Origin of the sequence: Pseudomonas sp. KB_15 (genome assembly GCF_052114525.1) — a bacterium.
In the GTDB taxonomy this organism is placed as follows: domain Bacteria; phylum Pseudomonadota; class Gammaproteobacteria; order Pseudomonadales; family Pseudomonadaceae; genus Aquipseudomonas.
The window spans coordinates 38716-51820 of record NZ_JBFREX010000030.1 but is presented as its reverse complement, the minus strand read 5'-3'; the positions used below and the strand labels follow the sequence as shown (position 1 = coordinate 51820).

8 protein-coding genes are annotated in these 13105 nt (G+C 63.9%); 4 read left to right on the top strand and 4 right to left on the bottom strand.

Annotated features, from left to right (window positions below):
- Positions 1-129: 129 nt before the first annotated feature.
- Positions 130-861, bottom strand: coding sequence for a hypothetical protein (locus AB4Z35_RS21135; protein ID WP_442099202.1), 732 nt, complete (start codon positions 859-861; stop codon positions 130-132).
- A gap of 452 nt (positions 862-1313) precedes the next feature.
- Between AB4Z35_RS21135 and AB4Z35_RS21130 the strand changes: the two genes are divergently transcribed.
- Positions 1314-2294 (top strand): alpha/beta fold hydrolase, encoded by a 981-nt coding sequence (locus AB4Z35_RS21130; protein WP_442099201.1) that lies wholly within the window; start codon positions 1314-1316, stop codon positions 2292-2294.
- Between the two features lie 110 nt (positions 2295-2404).
- On the opposite strand, the gene AB4Z35_RS21125 is transcribed toward AB4Z35_RS21130, so the two are convergent.
- Together AB4Z35_RS21125 and AB4Z35_RS21120 are read right to left on the bottom strand one after the other, a co-directional pair.
- Positions 2405-7900: a trifunctional serine/threonine-protein kinase/ATP-binding protein/sensor histidine kinase gene (locus AB4Z35_RS21125; RefSeq protein WP_442099199.1), complete on the bottom strand. Its 5496-nt coding sequence runs from the start codon at positions 7898-7900 to the stop codon at positions 2405-2407.
- An 82-nt stretch (positions 7901-7982) separates the two neighbouring features.
- Positions 7983-8654: a response regulator transcription factor gene (locus tag AB4Z35_RS21120; protein ID WP_442099197.1), complete on the bottom strand. Its 672-nt coding sequence runs from the start codon at positions 8652-8654 to the stop codon at positions 7983-7985.
- Positions 8655-8943: 289 nt separating this feature from the next.
- On the opposite strand from AB4Z35_RS21120, the gene AB4Z35_RS21115 reads away from it, so the two are divergent.
- Positions 8944-9972: a GlxA family transcriptional regulator gene (locus AB4Z35_RS21115; RefSeq protein WP_442099195.1), complete on the top strand. Its 1029-nt coding sequence runs from the start codon at positions 8944-8946 to the stop codon at positions 9970-9972.
- Between the two features lie 10 nt (positions 9973-9982).
- Here the strand turns inward: AB4Z35_RS21115 and AB4Z35_RS21110 are convergent, their stop codons facing one another.
- Positions 9983-10918 carry a LysR substrate-binding domain-containing protein gene (locus AB4Z35_RS21110; RefSeq protein ID WP_442099193.1) on the bottom strand — a complete coding sequence of 312 codons (936 nt, stop codon included), beginning with the start codon at positions 10916-10918 and terminating at the stop codon, positions 9983-9985.
- A 325-nt stretch (positions 10919-11243) separates the two neighbouring features.
- Here AB4Z35_RS21110 and AB4Z35_RS21105 point away from each other — a divergent pair, with 325 nt between their 5' ends.
- Together AB4Z35_RS21105 and AB4Z35_RS21100 are read left to right on the top strand one after the other, a co-directional pair.
- Complete coding sequence (locus tag AB4Z35_RS21105; protein WP_442099191.1) at positions 11244-11636, top strand: response regulator transcription factor; 393 nt, start codon at positions 11244-11246, stop codon at positions 11634-11636.
- Positions 11637-11871: 235 nt separating this feature from the next.
- The gene (locus AB4Z35_RS21100) at positions 11872-13074 is read left to right on the top strand and encodes an NAD(P)/FAD-dependent oxidoreductase (RefSeq protein WP_442099190.1); all 1203 of its coding nucleotides are present in this window, start codon (positions 11872-11874) and stop codon (positions 13072-13074) included.
- Positions 13075-13105: the final 31 nt, after the last annotated feature.

Below are 13105 nucleotides of genomic sequence, written 5' to 3'. Positions count from 1 at the left end.
GTCTGACACACCGCATAGGCTGACTTTRCGACTGCTGCGCAGTCGAACGCAGGCTTCGCCAGCTGCTACATGGATCGCGTTTTGGCTTAACGGATCGGCATCAGGGTGATAGCGCAGGCCTGCTGTATGTCACGGATCAGGCGCACAGCGCCAACCGCCAGCTGGAATGAATGTGCCGAGTGAAGACATGACGGCTTCATTGGCGAAAATATCCGGGGCAAACGGGTCCACCGATGATGGCAGCAGGCATTGGCCGGTTTTGGCGGGGAGCGTTGAGCACTCGATTTTCCACAGGGTTTCTCCGGCGTGATGCCGGCCAAAAGACAGTTCGCAGGCAAACAGGGAAGCAGGGTTTATTGAGCTTTCGGGTTGGCTGAATTTTTCGCGCAAATGAGTGCCCGGTGTCAGCGGTGTGGGGCGGCTGGCGGCGAACAGAAAATAGTCCCCGGCCAATAGCAGACAGCCCTGACGCGATGGATCATCCGTCGCTTGCAACCATTGGCCACGACAAGCGCCAAGGGAGTCGGGCAAGCGTTCCCATATTTCGTAGTAGCTTTCGTCCAGAGCGGTTTCGATCAGACACTCACTGGTTTCAAAGTGCATGCGACCAATGTCTTCAGCGCCACTGACCGGCTGATAGTCCATTTTGCGATGCCATTGGCAAATGTCGGCGTCTATCCGGGTCACCCCGGCGAAACCTTTCTGTTCACACAACGCCAGATGTTGAGAGTGGCTGAGTTCCTCGAGCGCCAGACTTGGGAGCGGATTGGGGGGGATTCGCAGGTCGGCAAACAGTCGTGGTGTCTGTAGCCAATACACGGCCGTTTCGCTGTCCGAACGCCCTGAGCGGTGCTGGATCAAACGCCGCTTCCATACGCCAAGATAACATTGCGCAACTTGATGCATTGATATTCCCTTTGTTATGCGTTGTGTTTGGGCAGTACCGGCAGTCCGAAATGGCGATCGTACAGGTTGTGCATCGGTTCGCGAAGGCGCCCAGCCGAGATACAGCGCCGGGCGCAAAAAATGAGCGAAACAAGCAGATGCGCCAGCGGGTTTCCGGGCCCCGCCTTGCTCCCCGACGCAGGGGAGATGACCTCGCCAGCAATCCCATGGTGCAACCTTCCAGGCCATCCGCGAAACCTAAGTATGGTTGCGCGATACCCATGGACGATGGTGCGGGCTATTGCCTGGGAATAGGGTTTGCGGACCGGTACTTCGGCCTTATTGCGAAAAGCCCTGTGCGCTTCACGAGACAGGTCGTACCGGCCCTCATTCGCCGCAGGAGCGGTACCCAGACGAGAGCTTTCACCATGACCGACGAAACCAAAGGAACCACCCGCCGCGCCCTGATGAACGCCGGCGTGGCGGCTGCCGCACTGGCAGTGGCCGTGCCTGCCCTGGCGGGTCAAACGAGCAAAGCCGAAGTACCTGCGAGCGGTAGTTCACGCCGCCGGGATCAGGGCTCGGGATACCTCACGCTCAAGGACGGCACGCGTCTTTTCTACAAGGACTGGGGCACCGGCCAACCCATCGTGTTCCATCACGGCTGGCCGCTGTCCGGCGACGACTGGGATAACCAGATGCTGTTCTTCCTCAACAAGGGCTATCGCGTGATCGCCCACGACCGGCGTGGTCATGGCCGCTCCAGCCAGTCCACCGTGGGCAATGATATGGACACCTATGCCGCCGATTTTGCGGAGCTGGCAGCCCACCTGGACCTCAAGGGCGCCGTGCACATCGGCCACTCCACCGGTGGCGGCGAAGCGGCCCGTTACGTCGCGCGCCATGGTGGCGGTGGTCGTGTCTCCAAAGCGGTGCTGATCGGTGCCGTGCCGCCCATCATGCTGCGCACGGAAAAGAACCCGGGCGGCCTGCCACTGAAAGTGTTCGACGGCTTCCGCGAGGCGCTAGCGGCGAGCCGCACGAACTTCTACCGGGACGTGGCCGCCGGCCCCTTCTACGGTTTCAACCGACCGGGTGCCAAGGTATCCGAGGCGGTGATCGACAACTGGTGGCGCCAGGGCATGAATGGCGGCGCCAAGGCGCAATACGACTGCATCAAGGCCTTTTCGGAAACCGACTTCACCGAGGATCTGAAGATGATCGAGGTGCCAACCCTGGTCCTGCATGGTGAAGACGATCAGATCGTCCCCATCGACGACTCGGCGCGGCTGACCATCAAACTGCTCAAGCGCGGAACGCTGAAAACCTACCCCGGCCTGCCCCACGGCATGTGCACCACCCATGCCGACATCATCAATGCGGATCTGCTGGCGTTCATCCAGGGCTGATGGATCGACCGTCGTAACGCCGTGCAGTTGCAGGCGAAAAGGTCCGGAGGCTGCTGCTCCGGACCTTTGCGCCGAATCGCTTCACTCAAGGTCAAGCGCCGCGCTGACGTTCAAATGCCCGTTGCGGGATGCGCCGGCAGCGTGAACTGCACCAGCGCACCACGCGGCTGGTTCGCATTGGCCCACAGGCGACCGCCGTGGGTGTCGATGATCGAGCGGCAGATCGACAAGCCCATGCCCAGGCCGGTGGCCTTGGTGGTGTAGAACGGCGCGAAGACCCGCTCGGCGCTCTCCGCGGCGAACCCTGGCCCGCTGTCGCCGACCGCCACCCGCATACCGTCCGGCTCGTGCCCGGTGCTGATGAGCAGGTGGCGCTCCCCATCGGGCATGCCGCCCATGGCCTCGAGGGCATTGATGATCAGGTTGAGCAGCACCTGCTGCAATTCCACCCGGTCCGCATTCACCGCAGGCAAGCCGTCGGCGAGTCGTGTACGCACCACAGCGCCATGCTTGACGGCTTCGCCGCGGGTGAACTCGACCATCTCGCGCACCGCCGCGTTGACGTCCACCGGCTGTTTCTGCGGCGGCGTCTTGCGGATCAGCTCGCGGATGCGCCCCAGCACGTCCGCCGCACGATTGGCATCCTTGATAATGCGCCCCAGCACCTGGCCCACCTCGCCCAGTTCCGGCGGTTGCGCGCCCAGCCAGCGCAACGCGGCGTTGGCATTGGTCACGGTGGCGGCGATCGGCTGGTTCACTTCGTGGGCGATGGACGCCGCCAGTTGCCCCATGGTGGCCACACGGTTGGCATGGGCCAGTTCCATCTGCACCTCGCGGTAGCGCCGCTCGCCATCGCGGACCTGCTCCTCGGCCTGCTTGCGTTCGGTCAGGTCGAGCACGAAGGCGACCCCTTCCTGCACACTGGCCTCGAAGGCAGCCAGGCCGACGATCACCGGCAGGCGGCTGCCGTCCTTGCGGATGTATTCCTTCTCGAAGGGTTGCGCACGGCCGGTGCGCACGGCCATGGCGAGGGCCTCTTCGCCTTCCGCGCGCCGCTCCGGCGGGGTCATGTCGTGCCAGCGTACACGCCCGGAAACCAGGTCGTCGCGCTTGTAGCCCACCATGCGCAGAAAGGCATCGTTGGCCTCGATGATATCGCCATCGGCACTCCAGACGATGATGCCGATGATATTGGCGTCCACCAGTCGGCGGATCTTCGCCTCGCGTTCGGCAACATCGCGGTACAGGCGCGCGTTCTCCAGCGAGATCGCCGCTTGCGACGCCAGCAGCCGCAGAACGGCAATTCGCGCCGGGCTGAACGCGCCGGCCGTGAGGTTGTTCTCCAGGTAGAGCGCGCCGGTGAGCTTGGCCTGATTCATCAGCGGCAGGCACAGGATCGACCGCGCCCCGCGCTGGTGGATGTAGGAGTCGGCGGCGAACGCGGGGTCGGTCGAGGCGTCCTCCAGGCACAGGTTCTCCCCGGTTCGCAGCACCTGGTAGAGCACCGACTCCGCCAGCGCGGCCGCGCTCACCGGCGCGTCGCGCAGCTGTGTGGTGCCATTACCGGTGTCCGCTTCCGCCGCGATGCGCGGTTCGCCGGCCTCGGTGAGAATGAGCAAGCCACGCTCCGCGCCGGCCTGCTCGATGGCTGTGCGCATGACCATGTCGATCAGCTTTTCGAGGACGATCTCGCCCGAGGCTGCCTGGGAAACCTTGAGCACCGTGGCCAGGTCCAGGTGCTCCACCGCAGTGGCGATGGTAGTGGTCAGACCGGGTGCCGGTTCATCGTTGCGCAGGTGCCGGTGACGCCTCTCCAATTGCCGTACCTTGCCGTCGGCGCCCCAGCGCAGATAACCGTAGCGAGCGTCCTGCAGGTACAGCCGGGAGATCTTGCCGAGGCCGCGCGCGCCGTAAAAACGCGCCGCAAGCTCGTTGGCCAGCGCTTCAAGATGGACGAAGCCGCTATCCTGCGCCAGCTGAATGGACTGCTCGTAAAGCATTTGCGCCTCGACCGGACGACCCTCGATGCGTGCGATTTCGGCGCCCACCAGTGCAACCCGGCAAGCGAAGGTTTCCGCGCACTGCTGCGCCCAGACTTGCAGCAGGCCATGGTGCTCGGCCAAAGCCTGCCGTTGCGCAGCCGGCTCCCCGGTGGAGTCGGGATCAAAACGGGCTGCCAGGGTCAGTGCAGCGTAGAAGTGATACTCGGCTTCCTCGAGGAATGACGAAGCGATCCACATCAGCGCCTTGGCCTGCGCCGCGCAGTCTGCCGCCACCGTATAGTCGCCGGCCAGGTAGCGTGCCTGCAGTTTGCGCACCCAGTACTTGCACGCCGCCAGCGCCAGGTCCGGCGTGCTGCCCAGGTGCGCCTCGAAGCGCGCTTCATCGAACTGGCCATCGTCGAAGCAGCCAAAGACCGGAGTCTGTCCCCGCAGCATGCGAATCAATGCCAGCTGGGTGCTGATGAAGTCGATGACCAGACCGAAGTGCACCTTCTGTGCGTAGGCCAGACCTTGCTCGGCTTCACCCTGTACTTCCTGCAGCGGTTCGCCGATGAACAGGAGGTCGGAGATCAGACCATTGCCTGCATAGGCGCCATAAGGCAGGTCGCCGACCCGGTTGGCCGCGACGAAGGCGCGATGCAGCAATTCTCGAGACTCGCGCACCGGTCTCATCCAGCGCGCAACGAACATCGAGAAACACAGGTAGGTGCTCGCCTCGAATCGAGTCAGGCCACGCCGGTCGACCAATTCGCAGCCCAGACGACCGAATCGGTAGCCCGCCTGATAGTCGCCGAAGCGCCGACCGGCCACCCGCCCGACGTTGGCATAAAGCACGCAGGAAGCGTCGCAATTGCCGCGCTCCATACTCAGGCTGACCGCCTTGCAGATGGTCAGGCAGGCCAGGTTGGCGTCGGTCTGCAGAGCCGGTGCAAAAAGCTTGCTCAAGGCGTCGAGGGTGACCAGCGAGGCCGCGTCTTCCATCAGCGGCAGATCGATGAGCTGCTCGATGCTGCGCTCGCCCAGCTGCGTCCAGATCTGCTCGTACTCGCGGCGCACTTCCTCGTCATCCGGGTGGGATGACCAATCGATACCGACCTGGCGCAAATACGCCAGGCACACACCTACCGCACGGTCACTGCGATCGAGCAGCAGGCAGACGTCCATTTGCAGACAGGCCACCGCGGCGCGATGCACCGTGGTCGTGGCGCGCTCCGCCAACGCGGTGAGGCGCTCGTCGGCCAGCGCCAGTTGACCGGTGAGGAATTCGCACTCCGCGCGGTTGAGTTCCAGGGCGAAGCGCAGTTCGTGGCGGCGCTCCCAGCAATCCTCGTCGAGCAACTCCGCGCCGACTCCCAGGTAAGCCAGCGCCGAAGCATAGGCAGTGGAAGCCTTGGCGCGCTGGCCAGCCAGCAGGTTGAACTCGGCCAGTTGCTCACGCTCAGCACGCGCGTTGATCAGAACGGTGCCGCGGTTGAGCTGACCGACGATCTCGAAGATGGCTTCCTCGCGCCGCTCTGTTGGCGTCTGCGCAGCCAGGATCCGGCCGATCCGCAAGTGCGCCTCGGCACGGGAAGTTTCGGCGATCAGCGAATAGGCGGCTTCATGGATGCGGTCGTGGGCGAACGCGCAGGCGCCCTCCAGCCGCTCGACCAACTCCTGGCGCACCGCCGCCCACAGTACCGCATGGACCCGAACCGGCGTCAGGTCCAACACGGTAGCCAAGGTGTCGATCTGCGCCACGTTGCCCAGGCACGCCAGCTGCTGAAGCGCCTGCCGAGTGTCCGCTGGCAGGCGCGCGAGCTTGCCGACCATAAGATCGACGACATTGTCGGTGTACCCCTTGGCGTGGATAAGCTCCGGCTCCCAGCGCCACCGGCGCACCGTATGGTCGTAGCTCAGCAACTCCTCCTCGGCCAGGGCCTGAAGAAACTGGATGACGAAGAACGGGTTGCCGGCAGTCTTGTCCTGCACCAGCCGGGCCAGGGCCAGGATGCCGGGTGGAGGGCAACGCAGCGCCTCGGCGATCAGCTGTTCAATGTGCGCCCTGGCCAGCGGTAGCAACCTGATCTCATCGACGCGCACGCCGGCATGGCGAATGGACTGGAGCTTGCGGGTCAGCGGATGGCTGGCATCCACCTCGTTGTCTCGGTAAGCGCCCACCAGCATCAGGTGGCGCAGTTCCGAATGGGTCAACAGGTCTTCGAGCAGGTCGAGGGTCGCCGCGTCCAGCCATTGCAGGTCATCGAGGAACAGCGCCAGGGGGTGATCCGCGCGGGCGAAGACGCCGATGAAACGGCGAAACACCAGCAGGAAACGCCGCTGCGCCTGTTGCGGTTCCAGCTCCGGCACCGCCGCCGGTTCGCCGATGATCAGCTTCAGCTCCGGAATCAGGTCGGTCATCAGCCGGGCGTTGGGGTCCAGCGCCTCCAGCAATGTGCTGCGCCAGTCAGCCAGCACCTCGTCGCTCTTGCCCAGCAGCGTGCGGACCAGGCCCTGGAAGGCCTGCACCAGCGTCGAGTAGGGGATGTCGCGCTTGTACTGGTCGAACTTGCCAGACGCGAACAGCCCGCGTGGTGGCACCAGTACCTTGTGCAGTTCGTTGACCACCGACGACTTGCCGATTCCGGAGTATCCAGACACCAGCACCAGTTCCGGGGCGCTGCTTTTGACGATGCGCGAGAAGGCCTCGACCAGGGTCTGCACCTCGCGCTCGCGACCGTAGAGTTTCTCGGGAATCAGTAACCTGTCAGGAGCGCCCTGCTCGTCCAGCGAAAATGGTTCGATGCGCCCGTCGCGCAGCCAATCGGCCATGCACCGGCGAAGGTCGTGCTCGACCCCCGCGGCACTCTGGTAACGCTCTTCGGCAGTCTTGGCCAACAGCTTCATGACGACTTGCGACAGCATGACCGGCACACCGGATACCCGCTCACACGGTGGCAGCGGCTTGCGTGCGATGTGGCAGTGCACCCACTCCATCGGGTCGTTGGCGCTGAATGGCAGGGCGCCTGTGAGCATCTGGTAGAGGGTGATGCCGAAGGCGTAGAGATCGCTGCGCGAGTCGATGGAGCGATTCATCCGCCCGGTCTGCTCGGGCGCCATGTACGCCAGGGTGCCGGCGATGGTCTCCGGTGGCTCGGGCGCCTGTCGTTCGCGTGGCAGCCGAGAAGTCAGGCCGAAACCGGTCAGCCGTGTCTGGCCGTCGGGGCAATTGACCAGAATGTGATTGGGCTTGAGATCCTTGTGCACCAGACCACGCTGGTGCAAGTGGCGCAGCGCCTCGGCGATGCTGATGGCCAGGAGCAGACAGGGCTCTATCTCCAGAGGGGCCAGCAGCAGGTGCGACAGCGGTTCGCCGCCAGGGTCGTCGAGCAGCAGACGCGTCTGGCCGCCTTCGCGCGTCAGCGCCTGTGGCCGCAGGGCCCAGGCGCTGTCCAGGTCATCCTTGAGGCTGTATTCGTGAGCCAGTCGGTCGAGGGTCGCGGGTAGCGGCTGTTCAGCAGACGGCTGCACCAGCAAATGACTGTCACCGCCCTTCCCCATATGTCGAACACGGGAGAACACCCGCTCGCCATCGTCCCACAAGATCTGCTGTCTGCTCGCCATCGGCACGGCACCGTCAATGGGGTTTCTGGTGCCGCTCGGATTGTGGCCTGCGGCGTGTTTGGCAATTGGGCGCGCGACCCGCTCAGGTTGCCCGGCGCGAAGGTTCGACACCCAGCGTCTCGGCCATACGCACGAGGTCGGCAACCGAACGCGCGCCCAGCTTCTTCATCACCTGGCCGCGATGGACCTTCACGGTCACTTCGCTCAGGTTGAGCTCCGCCGCGATCTGCTTGTTCATCAACCCCGCCACCACGAAGCGCAAGACCTCGCGTTCTCTTTGGGTCAGCGCCTCGAAGGAGGTGCGCAGGGCCGCGCCTGACTGCTCGGCAAGCAGGCGTTCGCTGTCACGGGCCAGGGCGCTGGCGACGGCGTCAAGCATGTCCTGATCACGGAACGGTTTGGCCAGGAAGTCCACCGCGCCGGCCTTCATGGCTTTGACCGTCATGGCGATATCGCCATGGCCGGTCATGAACACGATGGGAATGCGAACGCCGCTCTTCTCCATCTGTTCCTGGAACGCCAGGCCGCTTTCGCCGCGCAGGCGCACATCGAGGATCAGGCAACCGGGCACGTCGCGCTTGGCGAAAGTGAGGAAGTCCCGGGAGGATTCGAAGGTCTGCACCTGCAGACCGATCGAGCGCAGCAACCCATCGAGCGCGAGGCGCATGGACTCATCATCATCGACCACATAGACCACAGGCTCCTTGGGGGCCTTCGGGCTTTGTGGCGGTTTGGAATACGACCACGAGGTCATCTTGCCTCCTTAGCGGGACCGCATCACGGGCGGTGTGCAGGTCAAAAAAGATAGTCCATGATGACACCCGCAGCAATGCGCCAGCCAATCGATCATCCGCAACCTGGCCGGTGTTTCGGGAGACGGCGTCAGTACACACGCGGTGGCACAAAGACTTGCGCTGCGAGCAAAACTAGCACGCCGGCGGGAGCCGCCGTTAGGCCAGAAATCCCTGAAAAACGGCCAGCGTCGCGCTTGAAAACTCCCGTGCTGGCCCCGACTCAGCCTCCGTTCGAACAGGCAGATTTCAATGACGACCTCCCCAACCATGCACCACCCGACACACCACCAGCACTGGCCAGTCCAACGTGAGGTGGTGTTCGTCGCCTACCCGCAGATGGGCCTGCTCGATCTCAGTGGCGCACAGACGGTGTTCTGGGCGGCCAGCAAGGCGCTCTCCCAGCGAGGGTTGCCCGGCTACCGGTTGCGCACGGCGAGTCTCGATGGCGGCCTGGTGAACACCGCCGAGGGTTTGGCGGTGGACACCTGCCCGCTTGGCGAGCTCGATCTCGCAGCAATCGATACCCTCATCGTTCCCGGTGCCCCCGATATCTGCCAGACCCTGGACAGCCACGTCGAGCTGGTGGCGTGGCTGCATCGCAAAGCACCCACCGCGCGCCGCGTGGCCTCGGTTTGCAGCGGCGCCTTCCTGCTGGCCAAGGCCGGCCTGCTCGACGGCTGCCGCGCCGCCACTCATTGGGCCATGTGCGACACGCTGCAACAGCGCTTCCCCGCTCTGGAGGTGGACGCCGACGCGATTTTCATCCAGCAGGGTGCGGTGTGGACCTCGGCGGGCGTGACCGCCGGCATCGATCTGGCGCTAGCCCTGGTGGAAGCGGACTGTGGCCGCGAGGTCAGCATGCAGGCGGCCCGCGAACTGGTGGTGTACCTCAAGCGTCCGGGTGGACAGGCGCAATACAGCACGCTGTTGCAGATGCAAGCGCAGGACAGTTCGGTTTTCGACGAGCTGCACCTGTGGCTGGCCGAGAACCTGGGCGACCCGGAGCTGACCGTGGAGCGCCTGGCGGAACAGGCGAAGATGAGCCTGCGCAACTTTTCCCGAGTCTACAAACTGAACACCGGGCGCACGCCCGCCAAGGCCATCGAACTGTTGCGCCTGGAGGCGGCGAAGCGTCTGCTGGAGACCTCGCCGCGCAACATCCAGCAGATCGCCCGCGCCTGTGGATTCGCCGACGAGGAAAGGCTGCGCACCACCTTCCAGCGTCACCTGTCGATTTCGCCGCGAGATTACCGCAGCCGGTTTACCCGCGAAGGCTGAAACCCCGCCCTCAGGCCACGGCCAGCACCACCGGGCGTTCCGGCTGCTGCGCCAGATAGCGCGCGAAGCAGGCGCGCAACCAGCGCTCGCGCGGGTCCGCATGGCTGGTGCCACGCCAGGCCATGGACAGGTCCGGGCTCGACAGGGTCAGCGGCGCGTAATCGACACGCATCCCTTCCAGGCGGACCATCGCCTGGGCCACATAGTCAGGCACGATCGCCAGCATGTCGCTGCTGTCCAGTAGCGCCGGCAAAGCGCTGAATTGGGGGACCGTCAGAACTACACGGCGCTGACGACCATGGCGAGCCAAGGCGCGGTCGACATCGTCGGTCACATTGCCCTGGGTGGAGACCACCACATGCGGGCGTCGGCAGAATTCGTCCAGCGTTACAGGGCCGGCCGCCGAGTCGGCACGCAGCAACATCGACTGCATGGGTCGCAAACGGCGACAACGGGAACTCGCCGGCAGATCCTTGGCCAGACTGACGCCCACGGAGATGTCACCGCTGACCAGCAACTGCGGCAGCTGCCACTGGTCCACCCGATGCACCACCAGCGTGACGTTGGGCGCTTCGATGCGCAGGTGCTTCATCAACCCTGGCAGCAGCGCGTACTCGACATCGTCGGACAGCCCGACATGGAAGGATGCTTCGCTGGTGCCCGGATCAAACTCGTGGCTGCAACTCAGGGCAAGGGCAATACCTTCGAGCGCAGGCGCCAGCCGTGCGTGGATTTCCTCGGCTCGGGCCGTGGGCTCCATCACCCGCCCGGTGCGGATGAACAGCGGATCATTGAACATGGAACGAAGCCGCCCCAGCGCGCTGCTGATAGTGGCCTGACACAGGAACAGGCGTTCACCCGCCCGGGTGACGTTGCGCTCACGCATCATGGTTTCGAAGACAACCAGCAAATTGATGTCGGCATGCCGCAGATCGTTTCTGTTCATTTTGCCTACCCGCCTGGTGAAGTTGGATTCGAACAGCGCCTCGTCGCACCCGAGTAAAAAGTCGGGGTCTGCGATGTGTTTCCAGCGTATTCAGGCAAAGCGGGCGAGTCTTTAGTTCGTGGGATCAATGAAAGCATCCCTTGGGTGCGCTAACTTATACTCACGTATTCTCCTTTCGAACTTTCCGCGGCATATATCATGAGCAGTAGACTTCCAGTCAGGATTTCTACACTTGGGTTTTGCTCACTTATACCTAGGTATACTTCTCCGACCCAGACGACGGCGTATCTTGCAAGTACGGCAGGCGCCGCCACGAGTGCCCCACATGACGCAACAGACTGAAATCCGCAAAAGGGCTGTCATTGCAGTTGTCGACGACGACGAATCCCTTCGCACCGCCCTGGAAGGCCTTCTGCGCGCCACTGGCTACCAGGCGCGCACCTATGACGGGGCCCGTGAGTTCCTCGACTCCGACGGTCCGGCACAAGCCCACTGTCTGATCTCCGATATCCAGATGCCCGGAATGTGTGGCGTAGAGCTCTACGAGGCATTGCGCGCCCGTGGCCTGCACATCCCGGTGATCTTCATCACTGCCTACCCGGGCGAGAAGCCGCGCATCACTTCGAGCATGCCCGGGGTGATCGCCTGCCTGCCCAAACCGTTCGCAGCCGAACAGTTACTGGATTGTGTCGAAGCCGCCTTGCGACAAGTGCACTGAATACCCTCGCCAAGTTCCTGACCGATACCTTCGTATAACTTTCTTCAACGGATGCGTAATTCCCGCACACCGATGGAGAAGTGCACCTCGAAGTTCGCTCCCATAGCATGAATCCACAGCGGACGACTGGAATCAGAACAACACCGCTTGTATTTCGTGGCGGCCATTCATCGTCACGCCGAACTTGAAGCCACTACTTCGAGTTTCATTCATCCATTCGAGTCAGGAGCACATCATGAAACAGCAACTTCTGGTTATTGGCGCGGGGTTCGGCGGTCTGTGGAGTGCCTTGAGCGCCGCCCGCCTGCTGGACATGCATGACCGCCAGGATGTGGAGATCACCTTGCTGGCGCCGCAAGCCGAACTGCGCATTCGCCCGCGCTTCTACGAGCCCGATGTGCACAGCATGTTCGCCCCGCTGGATGCCCTGCTCGACGCGGTGAACGTACGCTTCGTCAAAGGCACCGCTGAACGCATCGACGAGCAGGCCGGCCACGTCGGCTATCGCGACGAGGCCGGCCGCCCCGCCGAACTGACCTACGACAGGCTGGTGCTGGCCTCCGGCAGCCAGTTGTCACGTCCGCCGGTGCCGGGCCTGAACGAACACGCCTTCAACGTCGACCAGATCGAGTCTGCCGCACGCCTGGAGCGTCATCTGATGTCGCTTGGTAACCAACCTGCCAGCCGCGCCCGCAACACCGTAGTGATCGCCGGTGGCGGCTTCACCGGCATCGAGACCGCCACCGAAATGCCAGCCCGCCTGCGTGCCGTGCTGGGTGCGGACCAGGACGTACGAGTGATTGTCGTCGATCGCGGTGAGCGCATTGCCGCCACCATGGGCGACGGCATTCGTCCTTCCATCGTCGATGCCTCCGAAGAGCTGGGCATCGAGTGGATCACCGGCGCAACGGTTGCTTCGGTAGACGCCAACGGCGTAACCCTCGCCGACGGCCGACACATCGAGAGCCACACGGTGATCTGGACCGTCGGTTTCCGCGCCAGTCCCCTCACCGAACAGCTCACCGGCGAGCGCGATGGCCAGGGCCGTCTGCACGTTGACGGCAACCTGAAGGTCCGTGGCCAGGACAACGTGTACGCCGCAGGCGATGTGGCCTACGCGGCCACCGACGATATCGGCAATTTCGCCGCGATGTCCTGCCAGCACGCGATCAGCCTGGGCCGCCACGCCGGCAACAACGCCRCCGCCGACCTGCTGGGCGTCCCCCCGACCCTCTACCGCCAGCCCAAGTACGTGACCTGCCTGGACCTGGGTGCCTGGGGCGCGGTGTACACCGAAGGCTGGGATCGTCAGCTCAAGCTGGTGAAGGAAGAAGCCAAGGAACTCAAGACGCAGATCAACACCGTGTGGATCTACCCCCCGGCCGCCGACCGGCGCACCGCCCTGGCCGCAGCCGACCCCCTGATCCCGGTGGCCTGACCGCTTCGCGCCTTCGTTGCCGTCGCGAGAG